The following is a 24,412-nucleotide window of genomic DNA, read 5'->3' on the forward strand; positions in this document are numbered from 1 at the left end:
AGTTTTTATCGTTAACACTTACATTAAACAGCTTTTAGTTTATTTGTAGAGAACAATCTATATATCAATCATCTTTTTAAGCTATTAGGGTCTGTTGAACATTCAAACGTGGTGCTGGCAGTCACTATTTTTTAGACAATATGCAGTGAAATTTTTGATGCCTAGTCATTCTAGGTTAAACAATTTCGCCATCTATTGGCAAAAAAGAGTACTGCCCTGAAAGGCTGATGCTAAAACCACCCCAAACGTTGTTGAAAACCTAGCTAAGGTCTCGACATTATCGTCAATTTTCGCCTAGTTTGGTGCATTTTTAGCGATCAGCAGCCCTAATGTTTGAATGTTCAACAGACCCTAATATTTATTAGCTACATGATTTTTTAGACTGACTGATTTTTCCGTTTTTACAGACAAACTTAGCACCTTGGCAATGCGATATGCCACCCATCTTGCCAGAACAAGGCGTATTCTTTGCATTTGCCTGCATGACAGGCGCTAACATAAATATAGAGATAAAAAATGCTGACCAAGTTTTCATAAATAGAAGCCTCAAAAAATGAATAATATAAATTCGAACTATATTACTGTGACGTTCTTTTATCAATCTTTATTTAATCTACTTCCGTCGATGAATACTAAACCTTAAAATAGTGTCTTTACATCAACTTATTTATTATTCAATACCTGAAAAAAACAAAAGGCTAACAGTCTATGACTGTCAGCCCTTTATCATTACATTCATTTCTCAATACCAATTCACTGACTAAACACCTTATATATTTATGCCGTCAAAATATACTACGATATATTCAATAAGGCATCGCCATGATCATCACGTAAATCCTTTTTCACCATTTTTCCAGCACCGTTAAGCAATATACTCTCTACAAAAATAACTTTATCTGGTATCTGCCAACTGGCTATTTTATCCTCATAAAAGCTCAGTACTTGCACTTCATCGATTTCTGAATCTTCTTCTTTTACAACGATCAATATTGGACGCTCGCCCCACTTTTTATGCTTTGCCGCAATGGCCGCCGCGATTTTTATTTCCGGATGCGCGACGGCGATGTTCTCAAGTTCTACCGAAGATATCCATTCGCCACCAGATTTTATCAAGTCTTTTGAGCGATCACGGATATTCATATAACCATCTGCGTCAATGGTGGCAATATCACCTGTATCGAACCAACCGTCTTCAGTAATGGCGTCCGGGTTCTCTGTGTAATAATCATTGATAATCCAGTGCCCCTTAATCTGCAAACGACCCTGAGACAGACCATCTTCTTTTACAAGCTTGGATGGCTCGTCAGTGTCTATCAGACGTAGCTGAACGCCATAAGGCGGACGACCCTGAGACTTGCGTAAATCATTAATCTCTTCTTTACTCAGTGATTTATGCTTGGCTTTTATTTGATTCATCGTCCCAAGCGGACTGGTTTCAGTCATGCCCCAGCCATGTACCGCATCGCAGTTGAAATCTTCTCTAAATGTTTTGATAACTGACGGTGGACACGCTGCGCCACCAACGATAGTGCGCGTCATACTTTCAAGCTTACTGCCTTTAGACTTTGCGGCAGTCAATAGGCTTTGCCAAATCGTCGGAACGCCTAAGGCAACTGTTACCTGATAATCATCAATGAGAGAGACCAGACTGTCACCGTCTAGATTGGGGCCAGGCAATATGAGAGAGCAACCTGTTAATGCAGCAGCATAAGGAGTGCCCCATGCATTGACATGAAACATAGGTACTACTGGTAATAAAACATCTTGCGCAGATAGTGCTGAGACGTCAGGCATACATAATGCCATTGCGTGAAGTACAGAAGAGCGATGAGTGTATAAAATACCTTTAGGATTGCCTGTCGTGCCTGAGGTATAACATAAGGAGCTGGCAGTAGCCTCATCAAGTTGAGGCCACTCAAAATCAGGAGAATGCGCTGCTAGCAACTCGTCAAAGAACAGTACATTCGGTAACTGCTCTACGACCTTCTCATTTCTAGCGCTCAAGCAAATAAAATGCTCAACACCTTTGATGTCTTCCTTAATTGCCATAATCAACGGCAAAAAGGTCACATCAAAGAACAATACGCGGTCGTCAGCATCGTTGATAATATAGCTGAGCTGTTCGGGGAATAAGCGAGGATTAATGGTGTGGCAAACCATACCACTACCCGAAATCGCATACCACGCTTCTAAGTGACGATGATTATTCCAAGCCAGCGTAGCGATTCGTTCTGAGGACCTTAATCCAAGTGTAGCCAGCGCATTGGCCAAACGTTTTGAATTGTTTGACACGCTAAGCCAGTCAGTATGCGTTATCTGTCCATCTACTTCTTTGGAGACGACTGCTGTATCACCATGATAGCGTGCAGCATGTTCAATAAGACCACTGATCAGCAATGGCTGATACATCATTTTTCCTAACATAATACATTCCCTGTAGTTGTTTGAACGTCAGCTTACTCTTATTGGTATATCATCTGATACTCCGAATAGGCCACAATTAAGAATAATCAGAATTATTGGTTAAAACAAGCGAATATTATGACCTCAATTGATGAAAAAATAATGTTTGCTCTCCTAGACTCCAGCTCTCAACGGTAGCTCATTGTCATTTTAGATAGAAACACATAAAATTTAGACAAAAAAAATCCGACCACATTGAGTGATCGAATTTTTAATATTTGGTGGAGATGGCGGAAACTAAACTATCAATTCAAGTTATTGATAACAAACGTTATTAATAAAATTAAAACAGACGATACCAACCATAATACCAACAATCGTTTTTCGTCATCGAATACCTCTAACTCTACCGTATCAGCTCAATAATATTTTGTAATTAAATATGAGCATTTTACCCTACTCGCTCAAATTCAAGTTCATTCTCTATTATTAATACCCATCTACTATACTTGCATCTGTGGTGGCTATGTACGTCAAGCATTCCATATTATGACTCCAATATATTACCAACTATAAATATAAAAAACTGCATTGACACTTAATAGCTTGACGTAGCTTATAGGTGCTCAACGATGTTGCTCAAATCTCACTAATCGGTTAAAGTTGGGTAAATATAAAATTGGCTGATGGTGTGTAATGGAAATTAAGAAAATAATAATTATAGCTGTCATATTGCTTTTAAGCATTATTGGCTTTAACTATTACAATAGCGCCCAATCTGCTAGAAAGATAGCGGATCGAACTTCTGAAACCGAGGCTTTGCGTGCCGATCTTGCTCAAGCCGAAAATGACAAGGTAAAACAGGCAAAAATCCAGCAGCAGCAGTTAGAGTTTGAAGCAATGCCTGAAAAAGCACAGCAGATAATCGCAGCTAAAGAATCTGAACCACAGCCAGATATTGAATACCAAAATATTAATTTTGAGAAAGAAGATAGGGCTAAGCTTGATGAGATTATGGGTAGATGGACTGACGCTAGCGCCATTGCAAGCAGAACATCTAGAATAGCTTTGCCAGCAGTGGTTAAGGACATGCAATCGATAAAGCGTGAAGTAGATAAACTCAGTGTTACACCTTGCCTCACAAGAGCACAAGCCAACCTGATGGCAGCTATGGAATCTGAAATAACCATGTATTTAAAGTTTATGTCTGACTCTAAAGCTGATATTTCAGGAGATATGATGGAGGTTTATAAAGCTCAAGAACAGTATTACCTAATAATTAAAAAGTGTACTGATTAGCTTGAATTACTTTCATTGATTGAATCAACTTCTGGTGAATAATATGGCACAACAAGTTTATTGCAGTAACTGCGGATCAACAACGGCCCCCAAAAGAGCTGGCAGTATAATTATTACGTTAATATTAGTTTGGTTCGCCTTTTTCCCAGCTGTCATTTATGAAATCTGGCGCGGGAAAAATAAAAGATGCCGAACTTGCAGTAGTCCATCTATTATGCCATTAAGCTCACCGGCAGCTCAGCAAGCAATAAAGCGCCAAGAAGAGTCGCTAAGACAACAAGATAAAAAAAGTAGTGGGTCTTTAATGGATGAGTCGGATTACTGGAAGCAGCAACCTAAAATAGAACCTAAACTACCGCCTGAGTTACCGCCAACTGAAACATATGCAATCGATAAAAACATCACTGGCGGCTTGATTGAGTTCTTTGGGTTACAGGGGTGGTACCAAGCTACTTTTAACGATGAGCAAAAGCATAGATTGGAAGAGCTATTTGGCACAGTGTCTGGCAACAAACTAGCTTCAGGTCCAGTGCGCTTTAAGTTTGCCAATGTGGATGTGTTGCAATTTCTTTATGATCTAGAAGAGAAACTTAAGTCGCAAAAATTCAGCGATATCTATAAGTTGGTAGATGAACAGTACAAAATAGAAGCTGGCAAGTTCTGTAAAATTGATAATAAGAGATGGGATAACGAAAAATACTATAAATCATGGTTTTCACTTATGAAATATAGGATTGACGCTCTCAATAAATTAAAAGCCGATAACTACTTTACTGATGGTCAGTTTGATGTGGTTGACGATAACTTTACCACTCAGACCTGCTTAGATATCAACAATAAAGGGTTTAAAATATTAAATGGCGATTTGGACCGCGCCTTTGATCAGCATTTCCTTGAGCCTATAGAAGGTTGCCGTTGCACAGTGCGAGGTTATAGAGGTTAAACAAAACCCACCATTTAGCCGGTGGGTTTTTTATTGGCCAATTAACTAAAGCGTTCATCGTCATGATGAGCCTGGTATCACTATCCAAAGTTGGACAGTGCTATCAACTTGCCACCCTTGCTCAACTTTGAGCATGGCTTAGTCGCTTCAGACATCCTCAATTTGAGGGGGTTAAGTTACCATTAACCATCATGGTGAACCCTCCCGACTTTTGAGGAAGGGTCGGATTTGCTCGTCTATCATCTATTACAGCCGCAATAAGTTTGCCTAGGCTAATTTATTGCTGATAGCTTGGAAGCGATTACCCCTACCCAAATTTGAGCAGGGGTAAAGGTAAGTTATTGATTTAAATTAACTTCCGCCATTGGTGGAAGTTGTTTATCTATCCTCAATGTGAGGATGGACGTACCTATTCCGCATTTCAAATGCGGAACCCTGATAATAAAGGGCTTATATCGGCGTTACCGTGTAACGTGCCAGCCTTCATGGGACATTTCTACCAAACCAAGGGCCGCATTCTAAATACCTCCCTTGCTAGCATTTCAAATGCAGGCAAGATGGCGCGTATTCCTCCTGTATGTCATTCACCTTTTATTTTCGGATCAGTATCAATACCAACGATAGCGTCAATTTTAACTTTAAGCCATTTATTAGGCCGGCCCTTAATATCCGGCTCAGGTAAAAAACCTGATTTTCTACGTTGGGCCAATGTGTCATCTGATCGCCATTGGAATATCTGCTTAATATCTTGAGTCGTGTAATAAATACCTTTCATGTGAATGGTTCCTAGGTCAGTTAAATTGTAATACCTTTTGAGCATCTCGGTTTGATATGCAAACGACTAATGCAGATGAAAGGTATCAAAATCTTGGTGACATTTAAAATGCTGGCAAGATCATTCTACTTCTTGCCTTATCAAAAGTCGTTGCTTCTGCCACTGAGTACAAAAGCTGCCGTAGGTTTGGGGTATGCTATTTTTTAGCACACCCCCCAATGGGGATTGTTCAGTAATTCCGCGAGCTGCAAGGGTTTTGAATAACAACATTTAACAACAGGCAATCTTGCTTACCTGAGAATAAATAGAGCTGAGTTGCTACGCCGTTAGCTGACTTAATCCCATTCACCAGTGGTGGTTTGGTCTAAGTGATTGATTTATTTAACTTCCATCACTGGTAGACATTGGATAAAACCTTTCAATGTTAATGATTGTTAATGATTTGAGTATAAGGTTTTATAAGAAGTTGTAACCTGAAGTTTACTGTAGCGGTAAACCCTTACCACGGCGATGAAAGGTGGACTGCGCCGCTAATACCTCCTAACGACCTAGGTATTCGCCATCATGTCGTAAACCCCGTAGTTTATGCCTTCTAATCTAGATAGTTGCACCTTGGTCAGATTTGAAATCCAAGCAAGACCCACCCCCCAAACTCGGGGAGTGCCAAGTACTAGGACTAAGATTTGCTAATAGCCCTAGCAACGTGGCGAGATAATGCAGGGGCAGTAAATCTAACCACTGTTGGCTTGGGTGTCGTTGGGTTTACGATGCCCTGTAAAGCGTGGTTAACCTTATGCTTGTTGGTGAACGCCTCGCCTACTTCCTTGGCTGCCTGTTCTAATAGTTTCGCTGCTAACGGCCTGTTTTTAGACTCCAGTGCCCCTCGCGCCATATTATCAAGCATCTTTAACCTGTAAGCCTTATTGGCAATTGGTATAGAGTTGATTTCATCGTTGAAGTCTTTGCGATGCTTTACGAATAGCTGTTGCCACTTATCAGACAAATTAACTCCGGACGCTTTCTCAGGATCATACTTTGCAACCTGCTGTCTTGTAACTTTCAATCCGTCAAATTCTTGATTGACGGCATCAACAACTTCGGAGGGAGTCATATAGGTGGCGAGCCCTCTCACGATATAGGCTTTAACCTTAGTACTCAGTGCTGCCATAATGCCTCCTCGTATCTCTAAGTAAACCTAAATGGCGCTTAGCTTACATTCATTGTTGTGCTTTATTATACTTTTTTGGCTGGCTTTAAATTATTTCCAACCATAACAATTAATAACAGGTTGAGCGCAAAAATATTTTGCATATCAACTGTGATCAAAATGGTGATGGCTATCTTAAGCCATCCAACGTGTCAGCAAATCAAAACCCATTTCCCGATAAACATTTATAAACATCGATATACTTTTCTATACTCTTTTAGCTTGCTGCAGAAAGCATTTGAACCATAACATTTGATAACATCCTCAAGTGTAAAATTAGTATTTTTTAGTAATTCACGGTTCAACTTTCTTCAACAATTCTCAGTATCAGCAACTTATGCCAACCTCAACATTTCCAACATGCTGTAATGGGTGTCACGATTTCCGTTATACCTATAACTTTACGTCCTGATTCGCTCAATTTTGAGCCCATCTACCTTGTGTTTTAACAGTTCTTTTTATTGACAGCATAGAGTAGCTGAAACTGGTCGCAAGTGGCTGCAATCGTTAGGCGTAAGGGCTTTCACCTGCCTGCACGCTATTGCGCCTTGCTAATCCGTCAATGTCCTGTCAATAATCTAAGCGTATGATGATGGATGAAGGCAACTGCTACAGATTTAAGTCGTCCAGCAACTCAATACCAACTGCCTTGGCTGCCATCAACCCTCTAATGAATGACTTGGTCATCTGTGCATTATCATCTTTGGTCAGCTCCACCCTGTCCGTATCGACTGTAAGCATCTCCAACCAGTCAGTATTGATGCTAGGGTCAATATCTTTGATTGCGTATCTTGCTTGATCTGATTTATACATGGCGGTTATTTCACACATCTCATTCAAGGGTTATTGCTAAGTCTTCTGTTAAATTCCAGCAAATCACTATTCTTAAAATAATTCTTACTAAATAAGATGACCGGCTTTGGAAACTCTCCTTTATCCCAATAGCGCCTCAATGTGCTTGTACTTACATCGTACAGTTTTGCGACACCTGCCAGGGTGGTAAATCCATCTGGGTTCAACCCTTCGGTTTGTTCATTTTTCTCAATCACCTGTCACCTCGCTTAATAATCTGTTTGCAGGTTCATCACTATGATGAACCTTATTTCATCACAACTCATTTATAAATCTTGCTGAGTTAACCGGCTTACTTTTATTGGCACTGCGTACTTCCACTTGCGACCATCCTGATCTGTGAAAGCATTGCCATCATAAGATACTATTCGCTTACTACAAATGTCACGCATAGCATCGTTATCACTGGTAGTGCTAACTGAACAAAGAATGTCTTTGAAGTCGTGTTTAAACAGCATCTTAGTGAAGTCGCTGCCTTGTGGGTTTCCTATAGTCATATCGTCGCTCGCTTTGTCGTTGTTTGCACGTTCACTCAGTGGGTGAACGTAGCTCTATGCCATATCTTCGTTGATACTGTCACCTACGTGCAAAGCATTGTAGAGCTTTATCTCAGCCACCTTTATCAGCGCTTCACGCATAGCATACCCATAAGTCTTGGTGGCATCGGCGTAGAGAAGTCGATCTTCATTATTCTGTTCTTGCCAGCCGGTAATCTTCTGCAGGAGCTCAGCGCAATAAGCATCCATCTTTTCATCGAACAACGGCATATCGGCAGTGGGTGTGCTTCCAATACCAACTTTGGCCATAATGGCGTCAAAATTTTGGCTGCTGGCTTGTACGTCATCTTGTCTGTCCTGATTAATCATAATTCCATCCTCTTCACATCATTTTGTGTTTTTTACGCGTTACCGGTAACGAATCTGCACCCGACTCCAATCCTGAAACGTAAGTTGATTTGCAGATTCTTTTAGCTTGGTAGCTATCATCGGCTATTCTAAAAACAACCTTTTCATGCTTTTGCGATCGTAAGTTTCTGATCAGTAATTTGTAGTTCGCTATAGTAGGTTTTTGATATGACATGCTCATGACCCTTATGCTTCATATATTTGGGTTGTGCTGCGGTTTTGGTGGTGATAAAGAAGGTTTATCGGCAAAGTCTTTATAATCCTGCTCACTATCGAACTCATTCCAATGGCTTACGTAAGCCGCCTAAAAATCCACCTTAACTCAGTCATAAATTATTGATAGCATCGAGTAGCTACAACTGGTTGCAAGTAGCTGCAATCATTAGTTATAAAGGTTTGCGTCTGCCTGCACGCTATTGCGCCTCATTGATTTGTCTATACTCTGTCTATAGTTGCTCCTGCTAAAACTTAACGCTCTGTGTGACGTTCTAAGGTATGTATTTTTTAATTATGCTATGTATGCCTTACAAGAGCTATTCGGGCTTAAATTGGCGATATGGCATAGCGTGGCGTGTCTCAATTTAAACACTCTTTGAGGGTTAGAACTTATATTGTCCTAACTCCCTCTTGAACGGTTCCTAAATTTAGATCGCTTAGCCCATCAAGCGTCCCTCCTTCCAAATCCCAACTGGCCATCTACCGTTAATGCTGAATTGTTAAACCTGATTGCCGTATTGGGCTTGCCAGCCTTAGCATCATCACGCATTTTTAGCCATTGAGTTTGGTCGACTGTACGATTAATCACGGCGCTATCTGCCCTGCATCTCTGCATGAACATCAAAAAGCGTTGGCTCTTTGATGTTGATTTCAGTTATCTTGTTACAATGGTGGCACTTGGTTCGTTTGCGACTTTCCAATCTGCGAGCAACTATATTATTTCTAGCCACTCGCTTCTCTGCTTCATCCGCATATTTATCTAACCGCTTTTTATAATCATCCAATGCGTCTGAATAATCCATAATTGCATTAAAAGGGTCTAGCACCTCCTTGCAATCTCTACAGGTTATTGACTTGTTAGACCTGTCGATACTTATGATGTTGTGCTCACATGAGGTAACAACTTCGTATTCTTTCTTTTGAAACTTGATAACACCCATACCACTAACCTCCATACTCTGGTATATCATCCAAATCATTCATCATTGGCATGTAATTAGCAAAGCGTGCATATTGCCCCTCAAAGCCCAATCTTACGGTTCCAGTTGGTCCATTTCTGCTTTTGGCCAAGATAACCTCTGCCGAACCATCAAGTTTGGCGCTGCCGCCTTTCTCTTTTTGCTCGTAGTAGTCATTGCGGTAAATGAAAGTAATAAGGTCAGCGTCTTGCTCAATCGTGCCTGAATCGCGTAGATCAGACATTATAGGGCGCTTATTTGGGCGCTTCTCAACATCACGGCTCAACTGTGACAGTAAAAACACGGGGCAACCAAACTCATGCCCCAATGCTTTTAGTGTGCGAGTGACTTTGCCGATATTATCAATCTTGTACTGGCCATCAAGCCCGCCCATTATCTGCAGGTAATCAATACCAATCGCAGATAGCTTACCGCCAGCCTCACGCTTGATACGGTTCAAGTGGGTGCGTATCTTCGCAATGCTAATGTCTTTTTCATCTACGATGGTTAAAGGCATGCTCTCTTGGTCTGAGACAAAGCGCTGCATTCGTGCCCACTCATCCACACTTAGCTGACCTTTCCTGATAGAAGTAAGCTCAACTTTAGCTTCAGCGCTGGCAAGTCTGTCCATGACCTGCTCCTGTGGCATCTCTACGCTAAAGAATACCGCTTCACCTTCTCGGTACTTGGCGATATGTGCAAGCCAGTTCATGACTAAGGCAGTCTTACCCATTGAAGGGCGAGCGGCGACCACGACTAAGTTACCAGCAGCAATCATCATCAGGTTATCAAGCTCTGGAAAGCCGGTAGAGATGAAATTGTTAACACCATCCCTAGCAGCTGCGATACGTTCAATCATTCCGCCCATCAAGTCACCTACTCGAGAGCAGCTGTTATCAGTATCACCCACTTCAAGGTTGGCAATAGCACTCATAACCTCGTTATTAACCTCAATAGTCTGATTATCGCCCTCTTCAAGCTTCTGTATGCCGTACATCATCTGAGCAATAGACTGCCTACGAATTGAACGGCTCTTGACCAACTGGGCATGGTGGCGCAAGCTACTGAACGTAATACTCGGCACCAAACTCATTTGGGCAAAGTAATCCGATGGGCAGCAACCTTCATTGAGTTGGTTACGCTCTTCAAGTAGGTCCGTCACCATGACCTGATCGTAAGGCTTGCCATTCATCGCCAAATCACTGACTGCTTGATAGATGATTTGATGCCTTAGTGCGTCAAAATCCTGAGCAATAATAACGTCGCTGACCATATCAAATGCGCCGTCTCTACCAAGCAATTGATTAAGTACGCACTGCTCAACTTGGATAAATCTCTTTTGATCGCTAATCATTGGGCAGCTCCTGCAATTTGAATGTCTGACGTTTGAGTTCTATAGCTACCCCAGTCGCAATGCATCACCAATAGGTTTTGCTGCAATCTATCCCATGCTCTATCGCCTAAGAACTCACGTAGGCCCTTAATGTCCATATTGGTGGTTATGACTGTCGGCGCTCGGTTGTAGCGTAAGGCGATTATCTGAGCAATGCGCGCGCGGTCTTTTTCGTGACCGTCGCCCGCTCCCAAGTCGTCAATAATCAACAATTCATTTGCAGCAAGCTCCTGAAGGTAATTATATTCACTCACCTGGTAATTACCCCAATGACCTCTTGCCTGTGCGCCAATATCAAAAGACGTTATCAACTCACAAGTGTGATCATAAAAATCTTGTTGGTTATAGCTCTTAAACTCGCTCGGTAGCGCCTGCTCTTTGACCAAGTAATGATTGACCGCTATTGCATTGGCCAACATCGTCTTGCCCGTGCCAGTAGGCCCAAGAATAACGATGTTGCGCGAGCGACCGTCGATAGTCTTACTATATTGCTGCAGCTGGGCAATCTTGGCACGCTGGTCATCACCCTTTACTGAGTCATACCGCCATTCGCTGAATCGCCCCATATTCGCGCTCACGCCTTTGCTTTTCATTTTAGCTAGCATTAACGCTCTCATGATGCCACGGTCTGTTTTAAGGCGCTCCTCGTTGTCACGTACACGCTTATCTTCGTTACACTGGCAGCAGTTAACTTTACCTGCTATATCTCTATGAGCTGTCTGGCCATGTATGTCACAGTCAGCCAATATCTCACGCATAACCGTCGTTCCTAACTCAATCCGCGATAACTCTTTAATGATTTTCATGAAGTGCTCCTGCTCTGCTCGATAGTCCATCCAAAGGGTCATAATCTGGATCTTCATACTTGGCATTTACATTCATACTGCTATAAGACGGCTTTGACTGCTGATTGCTGCTTGATTCGTCAACAATGATGTCGTCTAGCCAGCCTTTGTCGTTCAGATAGGTATAAGGGTCTTTGCGAAACTTCTTAGTTGGTGTTGAAGCAACGTATGCTGGCAAGTGCTGCATGATCTGCTCACGTACCTTGTTGCTAAGAGATTTCCACTTGGCCTCGCACTTCTCTTTAGCTGCTGACTTAGCGTAAGTCTTCCAGAAAACATCAAAAGGAATGTTAAGGGCTTTTTCATCATCGCCATTAGTATTAGTTAATGGTTCTTGGTTCTTGGTTATTGGTTCTATTTTAGTCGTGCCACTTGCGTCCGCGAGACGTTCCCGAGACGTTCCATTTGCGTCATCTTTTGGGGAGCTTTCACCTACCTGACAATGTTCAGAATAAAGGGCCCGCAAATCATCCATCTTTATATTAAAATCAGGTACAACGCCTACAGCACGTAGCCCTGCAAACATATCACGCCTATCATCTCTATATCGGCGCTTACGCTCATTGGCTGCATCTTGCTTCTTGGCTGCCTCTTTATCCCTAGCTTTATAGGTGGCAATCTCCCTATCGCAGCGGCCATTCATATAAATACCACCTTCTTCCTCAAAGAATTCATTAAGGATAAAATCAAGTGCGACTTTTTCCGCGTCGCTGTGACAAAGTAAGCGTCTCTGGAGACGTTCCAAGTCCGTTCCATCTAAAGGGCTTTCTGTGTCGTAGTACATTTCAATACAATCACGATAGATAGACCGCTCTAAGCGTCCCAAGTGCCGTGTAGCATTATTGAAATCTGCTATATGGTGTGGGTAGTAGTGCATGGCACACCTCCAATAGGTCTGCACTGCATACACCATGCTGACATAGATTTATGAGCCCAGAAGGATTCAATATCGCAGACAGTTGTGCTATTATCATTCTCGTGACGTTTAACCACTGATCTGAATGATGTTCGCTTATCTGCTATTCCTTGCCGTGGAGTAAGCACGAAAGTATTTATCAGTTCCAAGAAGCCTGAGCTAATCGCTCGGGCTTTTTTGTGGCTGTACTTTTTACGCAATGTGGTAGTCATGGCTCCCTCCATGCTTGCTTATTTTCTTGCGGCATTGGCTGGAAGGTTGGCGCGCAGAGTGATACTTTTGGTAGTGGTTCTTGCGCTTGGCGTGCTTACGGCTTTGCTTCGGTGGGTAAGTTTTCATTATTTACCCTCCTTGCCGTAACGAGTCATTGCTAGAGTTTCTTTGATTGAACCTAACTGGCTGTTTAATAGCTCGCACCACGTTACAGTGGCATCATGCGTTAAGCGTGCCATCGATATAGCGGTGGAAGTTTCTATTTTTTCATAGTGAATGAGTGCTAATAGCTTGCCGATGTCATTTATGACAATAGCTGCACTTTCAATGTCACAAGCAATATCTGATAACTCATGCGACGACATGATGATAACTTCGTTGTCGTCTGCTTCGGTTATGTCTATTACTGTGCGTTGTTTGATTTGGGTACTGGGGGAACTACCATACAAGGTGTTTATTGCTTGCTGATTAGCAGGGGTGTTGTGGTATAGGCTTGGTTGAAAATCGCCTGTTTCATGGTCGCTGGCTCTAATAAAGTAACCGTTGCCATCATAGTAAAAATAACTACCTTCAAATTCTAGCGTCAAATTATTACGCTTGCCATGTGGATCATTCGTTAGCACAAAAGGGCTATTACTCAATGACGGGCATAGAACGCTGTCACCTGCCTTGAATAGGGCTGGTGTGCTGTTGATAGTGGCTTGGGTATTTGAGGTCGTGCGAATTGAATTACCCATGATGGATAGCTCCTAACGTTTTTTGAGTGAATGCCACGCTATACAATAAAGATATAGGGTGACGGGTCTTACTCTCGGTAACGTTAGTAACCGCCCTGCATATTCGCCTTTCGGCTATTTTATTTTGCAGCGTCAACCCGTCATAGTCGGTCGGTGAAGTGTTCACCTTAGATATGAGGGAGTACTCCCTTGAGTCGCTTAAGTGCGCTCTTAGGATGGTGCTTGATCGTATAGTGACAGCTTGAGAGGCTGGGCTATTATCAGGCACAAAAAAAGCCAATAAATAACGGCTGGCTTGTCCGCTAACGTTTTTTGAGAGGACTCCATAATAACGCTTTTTATAATCTGTTGTAAAGCTGTTAATACTAAAACTATTGGCATTTAATCCATGACTAGCAAATGCAAACATTTGCGAAAATGGTGCAATCACTTTCAAACAATTGGTCAAAAAATGGGTAATAACCGGTGTTACATCAGAAAATAAGAACCCTAAAGTTATGCTTGCTGAAGCAAAGTCTTTCATCTGATTAATTGGGCTCGAAATACTACTTATAAAACTCAAATTCATATCATAAACACTCAAATTTGAGTGTTTATAGCTATAATTTGAGCCATGGTTAGGTTTTATATCAATTTTAATGTAATTAGTCATTGGTGATTAACTCCCCTATGCTTGCGCTTATCTCAGCCAGTCGCATTGATGCCTCACTGACGCCTTCGTTCATGCCAGCAGTAGTAAGCCGCGCTAATATGGCCATTGTTCCCAAACCATTAGCATTACCATCAATCGATTGCTTTATCTGCTTAATATAGTCATGAGCAAGCCATGTGCCGCTAATGTCCGCTCTATCAGGGTGTGGCTTGGCATTGTTAGTAGCCAGCGTAACGCTCATAGCAATATCTAACACTTCCATTGAATAATCATTAATCTGATCAGCTTCTGCGGTGCCTTCCATGTCGGCAAGCTGCGCCAGTAGATTAATAGCCTTAGCATTCGTGGTGAGGGCGTTTAATAGGTTGTCAATATAGTCGTTTGGTAGCCATACGCCATCGTCAGCATTAACGGCAGCTAAAGCAGCATGGTTAGCCTGGTGGCCTTTCGTCACCTCGTTTATGCTGGCAAGAATACTGATATCTTGATCGGCTTCATCGCTGCCAGTTCCGCGAACATCGTTAGGTGTATTGACCTGACCGTATTGGTTGCGTTCTTCATTCTTATTCTTATTCTTATTAACTTTAGACACGGTCCTTCTCCTCAATCCAATAAAGCTCAAAGCGCTTACCATTTTTAGTGACAGACTTACCTTGTATTTTTACGCCAGCTCTCCGTAATTCATGGACGCGCTGAGCAAGGCATGTGATTTGATAGCGCTCGTAAGAATCCCACTTTGATATGGGCGCGCCAGTCATAAGGTGCGCTTTGATAGTGGCTGTCTGGGTCGCTGTTACTGTTTGCCGTGGAGTAGTCATTGTTATGCTCCCTCTACTTCTGCTGATTGTCCTTCCAACCATGCAATAACTTCATTATTACGCCACGCAGTCATGGTGGGAGATAGTCTCACTGGTGCTGGGAAACGTCCATCTTTTGACCATTCGAAAAGTGTAGTTTTACTAAAAGGCACAAATGGCAAAAGCTGGCTTGCGCGGCTCATGCCTTGTGGTGGTAAATGTTTAAAATGGTTTTCTTGCGCCTTCAGTTTGGTGCTGCCCTTGTTATTAGCAGTGAAAGGAATAACCGGAATGTCTGTAGTAGTCATGACTAAACTCCCTTGCTAGCTGAGTGTTGACGTTCAATCCATGATAATAAGTCAGCATTTCTAAATAATAAAATTCCGTTGATATCAATCGGTCTTGGGAACTTTTCGACCTTCCACCATCGGCGGAGTGTCTGATGATGAACACCTATTAAGGATGCCGCTGTCTTAATGCGCGTCTGCCCTTGTGGGTGTAATTGCGATGGGTTTTGAGGATTGTTTGATATATTCAGCATTTTGATATCTCCTGTTTAATGCCGTTGATTGGCGTTATTAAGTGTTATCAATATTAGCTACTGGGAGGTTTACCAGCATCCCAACTGGTATGAACTGGCATCCCAACTGGTATGCCAGTTTTATTTTGGTATGGTTTTTTTGACAATAAAAAAGGCGAGCTATTAAGCTCACCTCTTTGTCATTTCTTATGCTGGCATGTTGAATGTATTACTGTCCTGATATTGCCTTGCTTTCACCTAGCTGTTTCAAGAACATATTAAACATTGATTCTTGCGTTGCCGGTATTGTTGCATCAACGGTGCCAGTCGCCGATTGCAATTGCACTGCTATTGTTTTGATTGGGCCACTAACAGCAGTTGCGCTCGTATCATAGTTTTTGTTGTTCAAGCTACTCTGTGCTTGTAAGGCTGATTCGGGTATCTTGCTAGAACTGCTATTGGTCTGACTGTAACGTATATTCTCAGCAAGCTCTAAGAGGTAAGAGGATGCCGACTTGAACTTAGTTAGCTCGGCGGTGGTTAACTTCTCTCCGTCCGTATAACCTTGCAGCTCGCCAAAGTTTAGAGCGCCACTGCGAATTCCTTGCTTGTTGTACAGCTTTCTAACCTCCTCCATTGCCTGATCGTCACTAAGACCTGCTGACTTCAGAAAGTTCTCAACAGCCGTCTTACTGCCGAACTGGTTGCCTTGCGTTGGTATATCTTCAGTGCCATAAATCCGCAAGTTTCTAAGCGTTTCATCACCACTTTCAAGTGCCATTGCCTCTTTAACGCCTTTAATTTTCTCCTGTAACTGTTCATAAGCGGTAAAGGTTCTGCTTGCAGCCTTAACCATTTCCGTTCCCGCAGCTCCTGCGCTGCTGGCTAGACTTCTATGTGATGTGGCCACTCTATCTACTGACGTTCTAATACGATCATTTGCCGTAACTGCTTGCCCTGCCTTTTCAAACGTGATGCGCCCTTGTTCATCAATGGCAACAGTAACACCACGCTCAGCGGCCATTTTCGCCGTAACTGAATCGATAACACCTTTGTTGGCTGCAATATTGGCTTTTGCTGTTTTCTCAAACACCTCTTCTAACTGCTGAGCTGTCGCTTGTCCGTCTTTTTTGACAATGTTATAAGCATCGGTGTAAGCACCTGCATCTTTAGCGAGCTCCTCACGGGTTTTTAATCCTAAGAAGCCATATGCCTCAGTCACACCATTGATACCATCTTTAAGTATATTGGCCCTTCTTTCTATGCCCTCTAAGCCATCAGCAAGCTCCTGACCAGTGATTTTCCCTTCTTTGTAGAGTTCATTCCATTTAACAATCAATGCTTCAATTTCAACCGTATTGCTAGCTTTATCTGACATTGCAATAAGCGAGTCAACGAGTGCCCCGCCTGCGTCATAACCTGCCTTTTCTAGGTCGTCAAAGCCACTGACAAGCTCGTTAAGACTGGCGCTAGACTTTACAAACTCTTTAGATAAACCGATACCGACCGCACCTGCCAGCTCGTCAATCTGCTCTTTGGTGCGATCGCTTGCTAAAGTAGACTTATCAGCCTGTGTGACCAATATGCCGCCTGTCTCGGTTGCTTGTACCGCCAAGCCTTGCAATGCTGCTGCCTTCTCAAGCTCGGAGGTGATAATACCGTCATTGTCAGCAATACTCTTGGCCGCATATCTCGCAAAGTTCGCCTCAATCTCTTTGTAACGCTCATTGGCTAAATTGATACCATAAGCCAAATCCTCACCCGATATTTTACCTTGTGAGCTTAACGCACTAAGAGAAGATATGATGTCATCAACAGCACCGATAGTCTGCGCTTTTGGTACCGCATCGGTCAACGACTCACGCATTGATGTGCCAGACTCCTCCGCTTTGATTGCCACTTCAGCAAAGCTTTGCCCAACACCAAGATAGGCAGCTTGCACGCCTTTTGATGACTTAATAATTAACTCACCTGTCTCGCTGATTGATGCTTGCAGATCTTGCCCTGCTAACTCAAGCCGCATATCATCAGTGATAATCATATCGTTAGCGGCAATCTTGGCTTCAGCTACTTTGATATATTGCTCTTCCATCGCTTCAGCGGCATAGCTACCTTTAGCAACCATTTCATCGTAGTTTTTAACGACCTGGACCACTGTCTCATCAAGTCTATCTTGAGCTGTCTTATTCATTTCAGCCCATGCAGCAGCAGACTTGGATTGAAAGTCCATCATCTTTTGTTCTGAGCGTGCGTATAGCTCTTCCTGCTTGGCAATTAATGCTTCGCCCATTGTCGAGGTTTCACCGTTGAGCTTAGCAATACCGATCAACACGCTACCAATAATACCGCTGATTGTGCCAAAAACACTGTCAGCTGCGATTGATAGCCCACGTATGCCGTCAATAACTACGCCTGTAGTTACTGCAAACTGCTGCATAAGCTTTGTGATTAAGCCTACATCATTACCAGCTGCTACCGTGCCACTGATGATAGAGGTTAAGTCACTAAACGCGCCGTAAATGTCTTTAACGAGAGTGAATAAAGCAGAGGTCTGATCTAATACAAAGTCAAATGACTGTCCGATAGCGGCCATTGTCGCGGGGTCGATATTATCAATAGCGTCACTAATGTACTGTATGCCCTGCGCCAACCGTCCTGATTGGTTGACTGTTTCGTTTAAGCTACCAACGAGTTCAAACACAGTCGTTTTCATATTCTGAACGGAGTTTGCAAAAGTCGTTGGCAGTGTCGCAAACTCATCATTGATGGTTTTAGTTTGTGATCTAACAGCTTCAATGACGACTTCACTTGTTAACTTGCCTGCGGCCGCCATTGCTCGCAGTTCGCCTTTGGTCACGCCTAGACCGTCAGCCATTGCTGTAGCTAATCGCGGCGCTTGCTCCATGATTGAGTTGAATTCTTCACCACGCACTACGCCTGATTGTAAGCCCTGCACAAGCTGAATGATTGCAGCATCAGCACTGGCAGCACTACCACCTGATAACTTGATTGCCTCGTTGATGGTCTTAGTGACCGACAGTATCTCGCTTTGTGCCAAGCCCAGTGACTCAGATGCTTGGGTGATACGTGAAAAGAGCTCCCCTGTGTTTTCAATACTAGTAAAGGTTTCCTTTGCAATATCGGTTACACCTTGAAAGCCTGTGACAAAAGCTGCCCCTTCACCTGTAGCAAGTTTTACCTTTGCTTCCAATGTGACAAAAGCATCTGACATCTCGATGATTTCAGCGGCACCGATACCGATACCAGCAGCAGCCAGTAGTCCTGCCAATCCCCCCATAGCAGCTCTAAGCTTACCAACGTTGCTGCTAAAGTTGTTTGCACTTGTGTCTGTCCTTCTTATTGTGTCATCAACACCATTGAGCTCGCGCTCAAGCCGTCTGATTTGCTCCTCAGCTGCTCGTGTAGCCCTTTCAATCTCTGCTGCTGGCCTTCCGCTGTTCTGCTGAAAGTTAACCAGTGTACGGTTGATTTGCTCAATCTCACCACGTATCGTTTCAGGTACTCGGATGTTTGCCATTCGATATAGCGCGTTACGTGCATTGTCTGCACTGGTGCTGGCACGATTCATCGCACCTGCTAACTCATTGGATAGCGATGTACTGGCTGATCGTGCTTGGTTAAGCTCAGCTTCTAAGCGGTTAACGCTCTGTGCCGCTGTTTCCAAGTCTCTTGGGCTTGCGCCTGTCTGAGCTAGGCGTGTGGCTTCAAGGCGTGCTTCTTGTAGATTGGTTTCAAGACGTGCGACATGCTGTGCTGCGCTTTGCATAGCAGTATCAATTTGTTCACGGGTAAGGTTCGCGCCAGCACCCATCTGTCTTAATTGGTCTGCCGCTGTTTTTATCTCACTTGTGAGCCTGTCTGCACTCACGTTGCCAAGGCCAGTTAATAAACCTTGCGCGCGGTCTGTGTCGGTTGCCAGTTGCGCCAGATTGCGTTCTACTGACTCTGTGAACTGACTGAATCGATCACGCGCCTGGTTAACACCAGCATTGAAATTCTCGTTAAGTAATCGCAACTGTACGCTGAAATCTAAATCACCTGCCATTTTGATAACTCCTGAGCTGTACTGTTAATTAGAGTTATCATTATGTTGTAAGCACTAGGGGCCAGCATCCCAGCTGATATGCAGGTTTATACCAGTTGGGATGCTAATTTTATTTTAAAATAGCATGCTTGATTTGCTATCTAATTACGCTTTTTTTGCGTCTTTAAATACCTTACCAGCAGTTTCAAAGCACTCTTTTAATTCTGTTTCTATTTCGTTTATATTTTCTTGCAAGCCATCCTTTCCTTCTTTAAGGCGTTGTGCGACTTTGGTTTTTGCCTGCCCCCATATCGAGTAATTCACTATCTCATTGATAATGTCGTTCTGGCTTGAAAAAGGGGGCTTTTTATCTACATCAACCCCATTCTCTTTAATATAACCTCTTGGCTTGCTAGTTAATAATTCTAATAATAATCCTATGGTCACTAAGTAAGCTTTCTGATTAGATTGATTTACTCTAACGTTACTTTTCTGACTTGGTTTTTCAGTTCCTCTTGGTTGTTTAGATAGTATTTCATACTCCAACCTCAGCTCTTCATAGTCCTCTGCAAGCTGCTCAATCTCTTTATCTTTTTCTTTATTCTCGTCAAAGACAACGGACACAACTCCCATTATCTCATCTCTAATCCTATCTAGTGGATCATCCTCGTCATCAAGATATTCAACTAGATCATCATTAAAACCTTCGTAGATAAAATTAGAGCGTGCTAGCCAGCACTTAACCTCTCCAGATGGGATTTGTCCTTTATCATTGAAGACTGTTAGCAAACGAGCATCTATTGCGGTGTCTACCATTTCCTTATATAGCTTATAATCGTCATCAGTATGATAATTCTCCCCTACTGGGTTATGGTTTGAAATCAGACAAGCGATATGGTGGGCTGTCAATAACGGATAGCCAATTAGTAATTTCCGATACTTTCCTAGCTCTATAGGAGACGTTGTATTTTCAATAACTGAGCTGTTTTGCATGCTTTCTACAGCTATAAGTTCTTTTTGCAGGTCTGCAACTTGCTGCTGTAGGATTAAAACCTGCTCAGAGTCTTGTTGTTGAGGGTTATCAAAAAACGGGAGGCTATAATACGGGGGGAGTTGAGTATGACTTGAACCCTGCGTACCTATCAGGTCGCCTAGTTCATGCCCTATGCTACCTAGGTAGTCGCCAAGTTCGTGAGCGCTAATACTAGTATTTTCAAGATCAACATGAGTCTTAGTGTCACCACCGTATGTGGTTACTGTCCGAGTATGCAAGTCCATTTCTTCAATCTTGTTATTAAGCGCTTCTGCTGAAAAATACTGCAGTAAGGTTTCAAATTTACCGCAAACACTTTCGTCATAATCGTTTTTATTGTGAATATAGCTATTGTTTGCAGTGGTGGTTATGTCAGCCAAATCGATATGAAGAATCAAGGCAGCCACTTGGGGTAAGGTGTACTCCGCAACATAGCTGGCAAGACTGTTGTTTCCTTGTGGACTTGTGGCTTCCTCGCTTGCTGCATCAGGCTCCAAAAATCCCAAATAACCATCTAAAGGTGCAAAACTTAAAAGCTCTGATACCTTAAAGTGTATAAGAGATCCTGTGCTAAACAACCTCATTAAATTCTGCTCTGCCTCGGTGGTTAGCGCATCAAGGCTATCTTTGTCCGTAAGAACCCAATCAAGATTATCTTGTGGTATTGCAGACCTAACACTCTCTAAGAAAAAATAAATAGTCTCTCGGGAATCTTTATTAGGCAACATCTCACATCTCGAACCTAGTGAAAATATATTTAGAGTGTCAAAACCTGTGCTGACTAGGTACTCAATAACGTCATAAAGTGGCTCGTTATTAGCACTAGATAAACCATATAGAAGGTCAGGAAAGACAATGTGACTCTTTGTTAGCTTCGAAACTAGATCCTTTAAACGCATACTTACACCCTCACACACACCCTTAAAAATAGAAGAAGGTGCAAGGCAGTGCCAGCCTGAGGGTGTGTAAAACGGCTGGCGTTCGGGTAATTAGTCCTAGCCTTGCATAGTAGTTAAAGCATGATGTTAGCCATGCTTTTGTGTTTGTTGTTTGAAGCTGGCATGAATGACGTTATCTAACTTGCCTGCATAAGCATCATCAATGAAGTTTGCCCATTGGTGCATCATGTCTATTCTGTATGGTAGGTGCTGAGCACCGTTGTAGGCTGCGCTGATTTTATTTTCCCTATCATGTGCCAGCTGCAGCTCTATCGCTTCGTGCATAAATTCTTTTTCATGTAATGTAGTGCTGGCAAGACCACGGAAGCCATGACCAGTCATGCGACCTTTATAGCCCATTCTCCATAAGGCAGTAATGAACGCATTTTGACTGTAAGGCTTACGTGTTGAGGTATTAAAGAAAACGTATTGATTCGAAAATCCTAACTCTTTGATCTGCTCCAATATAGCCATTGCTTGTGGCGCCAATGGCACAATATGCAAACGATTAGCTTTCATCTTCTCAGCAGGTATTCGCCATAGACCGTGTTTATAGTCAATCTCTGACCACTCCATAAAGCGGAGCTCACTGGTACGTACAAACGTATAGCACATGAACCATAAGCCCAACTTGACCAGTAAATCACCCTCATAGGCGTTAATGTCCTGAAGTAGCTTAGGTAGCTGTTGAGAGGTTACACGGCTGTGGTGCACAGTTTTACGAGGTTTGATAGCTTCTGCAAGGTCGGTAGCGGGATTATGAATTGCAAGTCCGTTACGTATAGCGTGTTTGAATATTTGACCCACCTCCCTAATAGTACGCTTCGCCATTTCGCCAGCGCCACGTGCCTCTACTGCCTTACCAATAGCTAAGACATCAGGTGCGGTTATGTCATCTATATTCTTTTGGCCAATAGAAGGCTTAATATCACGCATGTATGCGGAGTAATTACGGGAGAAGGTACTTTCTGCTAGGTAGGTTTTACGTTCGGCATACCAATCTTGTGCGACTGTATCAAATATCTTTTTACCGTCTTGGCTGGCTTGCTGCTCTTTCTTGTGGTCTTTCGGATTCACACCATCAGCTATTAAACGTTTAATCTCAATATTGCGCTGGCGTGCATTTTGAAGGCTCATTACTGGATAGGTGCCAATAGTGAGAGTTTGCTGCTTACCTTGCCAGCGGTAAGCACTGATCCATGACTTAACACCTGTATAACGAACCCATAATTGCAGCCCGTTACCGTCACTGTGTTTGTCAGGTCGCTTAGTATCAATGGAAATACTACTAGGCTGTAGCTTATTGATAGCGGTATGGGTTAGGGGCATGGGTCTATCCTTTGTTGGTATTGTCCATGTTGGTATTGCTCAATACCAACAATAATACCAACATTCTATATGGAACGCCATAGGACGGGATAGAACTTAATACCTGAAAAACGCCCAAAATAAAGGGCTAACCGTCTATGACGGTCAGCCCTGTATCGTTGTTTGGTGGAGATGGCGGGAGTTGAACCCGCGTCCGCCAGCATTACGCTCATGAATCTACATGTTTAGTTTCTGTCTTTAATTTTAGTCTGCACCGATCCGACAGTCAGGATGGATTAGCCGATTCTCTACTTTTGAACCCAAGCGATTGAGACAATCCCTTGTGGCGAGCCTACATGCGGACGCTTCAACTTAGTTGACCAACTGTAGGTGATCAGCAACTTAGTAAGCAGGGTTTAAGCTGCTAGAGCGTAATTTTCGTCGTTTGCGACTATAACAATATATGTTGGATTAACGAGAGGACATATACTCTCGACATGCATCATTGAGTTTCATTACCAGCGTCGAAGCCAGAACATCCCCAATAAGGTCGACTATTATATAGTAGGTTGTGGGTAGGTTTCAACCTTTATAAGGCCTGTATTACATTACGTTACAGCTCAACTGTCTAAGCAAGTACTGCGTTCAACCATGTACCAATCGCTTGAATCTGCGGCATACATACTTGATGTGCCATTGGATAAGTATGATATGCCACGTTATAGCCTTTATCAGACAATAATTGCTGTGCTTGCTCACCCAAAACAACAGGAACTACCGGATCATGACTACCATGTTCGATTAAAATAGGCATGTCTTTGTTAGCAGCACTATAGTCGATGTTATCGTTCGTCGCCAAATAGGTCGAGAGTGTCATCAATCCTGCCAAACGCTCTGGATAACCAAGCGCTACGTGATAAGCCACTGCCCCGCCCTGCGAAAACCCTGCAATGACGATATGCTCAGGCGAGACACCGCGCTCAACCTCACGGCTGATCAAATCATTGATTTGTTGGGCAGACTCTTCAATTTGTGCGACATCGATTTTACGTTCTAGACTCATCTCTAAAATATCGTACCATGCTGGCATGACCATACCGCCATTCACCGTCACTGCACGCTTTGGTGCATGTGGGAAAATAAATCGTACAGCCATATCATCAGCCAAGCCTAGCTGCGGTACCACAGGCTCAAAATCGTGACCACTGGCACCTAAGCCATGAAGCCAAATGACAGCACGGTTGATGGTTTTTTGGCTAGGGTTATGCTCAACGATAACAGTGTCTAAATAGTCAGTCATGACTGATCCTTAATGTAGTTTTGATAGCTTAGTTTTGATAGTTTAGTTTTAAAAATTGGGAGTGAAATATTTTTGTAACAATTGCTTGCCTGTCATCATCTTTTAAAGATTATCGGGTAACTTAAAGGATGAATCAATGACCGCAATGTTGTA

At 42.8% G+C, this 24,412-nt stretch carries 23 protein-coding genes and 1 other RNA gene; 2 read left to right on the forward strand and 22 right to left on the reverse strand.

What is annotated here, in order from left to right; genetic code table 11:
• Window positions 1-361: 361 nt before the first annotated feature.
• Both I6E61_RS05975 and I6E61_RS05980 read right to left on the reverse strand, forming a co-directional pair.
• Complete coding sequence (locus I6E61_RS05975) at window positions 362-535, reverse strand: hypothetical protein (RefSeq protein ID WP_197131400.1); 174 nt, start codon at window positions 533-535, stop codon at window positions 362-364.
• Between the two features lie 260 nt (window positions 536-795).
• Window positions 796-2,427 (reverse strand): long-chain fatty acid--CoA ligase, encoded by a 1,632-nt coding sequence (locus tag I6E61_RS05980; RefSeq protein WP_197131403.1) that lies wholly within the window; start codon window positions 2,425-2,427, stop codon window positions 796-798.
• Between the two features lie 675 nt (window positions 2,428-3,102).
• On the opposite strand from I6E61_RS05980, the gene I6E61_RS05985 reads away from it, so the two are divergent.
• Together I6E61_RS05985 and I6E61_RS05990 are read left to right on the forward strand one after the other, a co-directional pair.
• Window positions 3,103-3,705, forward strand: coding sequence for a hypothetical protein (locus I6E61_RS05985; RefSeq protein ID WP_197131406.1), 603 nt, complete (start codon window positions 3,103-3,105; stop codon window positions 3,703-3,705).
• 43 nt (window positions 3,706-3,748) lie between these two features.
• Complete coding sequence (locus I6E61_RS05990) at window positions 3,749-4,648, forward strand: hypothetical protein (protein WP_197131409.1); 900 nt, start codon at window positions 3,749-3,751, stop codon at window positions 4,646-4,648.
• Window positions 4,649-5,228: 580 nt separating this feature from the next.
• Here the strand turns inward: I6E61_RS05990 and I6E61_RS05995 are convergent.
• The 20 genes from I6E61_RS05995 to I6E61_RS06090 form a co-directional block, all read right to left on the reverse strand.
• On the reverse strand, window positions 5,229-5,423 hold the full coding sequence (locus I6E61_RS05995; RefSeq protein ID WP_197131412.1) for a hypothetical protein: 195 nt from the start codon (window positions 5,421-5,423) through the stop codon (window positions 5,229-5,231).
• A 676-nt stretch (window positions 5,424-6,099) separates the two neighbouring features.
• On the reverse strand, window positions 6,100-6,591 hold the full coding sequence (locus I6E61_RS06000) for a DUF2280 domain-containing protein (RefSeq protein WP_197131415.1): 492 nt from the start codon (window positions 6,589-6,591) through the stop codon (window positions 6,100-6,102).
• A gap of 648 nt (window positions 6,592-7,239) precedes the next feature.
• Entirely contained in the window at window positions 7,240-7,443 is a 204-nt protein-coding gene (locus I6E61_RS06005) for a hypothetical protein (protein WP_197131419.1), read from the reverse strand.
• A gap of 23 nt (window positions 7,444-7,466) precedes the next feature.
• On the reverse strand, window positions 7,467-7,679 hold the full coding sequence (locus I6E61_RS06010) for an AlpA family transcriptional regulator (protein ID WP_197131422.1): 213 nt from the start codon (window positions 7,677-7,679) through the stop codon (window positions 7,467-7,469).
• 69 nt (window positions 7,680-7,748) lie between these two features.
• Window positions 7,749-7,979 carry a hypothetical protein gene (locus tag I6E61_RS06015; RefSeq protein WP_197131425.1) on the reverse strand — a complete coding sequence of 77 codons (231 nt, stop codon included), beginning with the start codon at window positions 7,977-7,979 and terminating at the stop codon, window positions 7,749-7,751.
• 54 nt (window positions 7,980-8,033) lie between these two features.
• Window positions 8,034-8,348, reverse strand: a complete 315-nt coding sequence (locus I6E61_RS06020; protein WP_197131428.1) for a hypothetical protein — start codon at window positions 8,346-8,348, stop codon at window positions 8,034-8,036.
• A gap of 848 nt (window positions 8,349-9,196) precedes the next feature.
• Window positions 9,197-9,544 (reverse strand): hypothetical protein, encoded by a 348-nt coding sequence (locus I6E61_RS06025; protein WP_197131431.1) that lies wholly within the window; start codon window positions 9,542-9,544, stop codon window positions 9,197-9,199.
• Window positions 9,545-9,548: 4 nt separating this feature from the next.
• Window positions 9,549-10,916, reverse strand: coding sequence for a replicative DNA helicase (locus tag I6E61_RS06030; RefSeq protein ID WP_197131433.1), 1,368 nt, complete (start codon window positions 10,914-10,916; stop codon window positions 9,549-9,551).
• Window positions 10,913-11,761 carry an ATP-binding protein gene (locus I6E61_RS06035; RefSeq protein WP_197131436.1) on the reverse strand — a complete coding sequence of 283 codons (849 nt, stop codon included), beginning with the start codon at window positions 11,759-11,761 and terminating at the stop codon, window positions 10,913-10,915. Before I6E61_RS06035 ends, I6E61_RS06030 begins: the two co-directional genes overlap by 4 nt.
• Window positions 11,748-12,677 carry a YdaU family protein gene (locus I6E61_RS06040; RefSeq protein ID WP_197131439.1) on the reverse strand — a complete coding sequence of 310 codons (930 nt, stop codon included), beginning with the start codon at window positions 12,675-12,677 and terminating at the stop codon, window positions 11,748-11,750. Before I6E61_RS06040 ends, I6E61_RS06035 begins: the two co-directional genes overlap by 14 nt.
• Before the next feature lie 377 nt (window positions 12,678-13,054).
• On the reverse strand, window positions 13,055-13,666 hold the full coding sequence (locus I6E61_RS06045; protein ID WP_197131441.1) for a hypothetical protein: 612 nt from the start codon (window positions 13,664-13,666) through the stop codon (window positions 13,055-13,057).
• A complete protein-coding gene (locus I6E61_RS06050) occupies window positions 13,659-14,318 on the reverse strand; it encodes a hypothetical protein (protein WP_197131443.1) in 660 nt (219 codons plus the stop codon). Before I6E61_RS06050 ends, I6E61_RS06045 begins: the two co-directional genes overlap by 8 nt.
• On the reverse strand, window positions 14,311-14,910 hold the full coding sequence (locus I6E61_RS06055) for a hypothetical protein (RefSeq protein ID WP_197131445.1): 600 nt from the start codon (window positions 14,908-14,910) through the stop codon (window positions 14,311-14,313). Before I6E61_RS06055 ends, I6E61_RS06050 begins: the two co-directional genes overlap by 8 nt.
• Window positions 14,903-15,136 (reverse strand): helix-turn-helix domain-containing protein, encoded by a 234-nt coding sequence (locus I6E61_RS06060; protein ID WP_197131447.1) that lies wholly within the window; start codon window positions 15,134-15,136, stop codon window positions 14,903-14,905. Before I6E61_RS06060 ends, I6E61_RS06055 begins: the two co-directional genes overlap by 8 nt.
• A gap of 2 nt (window positions 15,137-15,138) precedes the next feature.
• Window positions 15,139-15,423, reverse strand: a complete 285-nt coding sequence (locus I6E61_RS06065; RefSeq protein WP_197131462.1) for an AlpA family transcriptional regulator — start codon at window positions 15,421-15,423, stop codon at window positions 15,139-15,141.
• Between the two features lie 441 nt (window positions 15,424-15,864).
• Complete coding sequence (locus I6E61_RS06070) at window positions 15,865-19,701, reverse strand: tape measure protein (protein WP_197131479.1); 3,837 nt, start codon at window positions 19,699-19,701, stop codon at window positions 15,865-15,867.
• Between the two features lie 144 nt (window positions 19,702-19,845).
• Window positions 19,846-21,612, reverse strand: a complete 1,767-nt coding sequence (locus I6E61_RS06075) for a hypothetical protein (RefSeq protein ID WP_197131482.1) — start codon at window positions 21,610-21,612, stop codon at window positions 19,846-19,848.
• A 126-nt stretch (window positions 21,613-21,738) separates the two neighbouring features.
• Entirely contained in the window at window positions 21,739-22,980 is a 1,242-nt protein-coding gene (locus I6E61_RS06080; protein WP_197131484.1) for an integrase arm-type DNA-binding domain-containing protein, read from the reverse strand.
• 163 nt (window positions 22,981-23,143) lie between these two features.
• Window positions 23,144-23,502: a transfer-messenger RNA gene (ssrA, locus tag I6E61_RS06085) on the reverse strand.
• Window positions 23,503-23,587: 85 nt separating this feature from the next.
• Window positions 23,588-24,259, reverse strand: a complete 672-nt coding sequence (locus I6E61_RS06090) for an alpha/beta hydrolase (RefSeq protein ID WP_197131488.1) — start codon at window positions 24,257-24,259, stop codon at window positions 23,588-23,590.
• Between the last annotated feature and the right edge of the window lie 153 nt (window positions 24,260-24,412).

The sequence above is a fragment of the Psychrobacter sp. NZS113 genome, assembly GCF_015864825.1.
Classification (GTDB): domain Bacteria; phylum Pseudomonadota; class Gammaproteobacteria; order Pseudomonadales; family Moraxellaceae; genus Psychrobacter.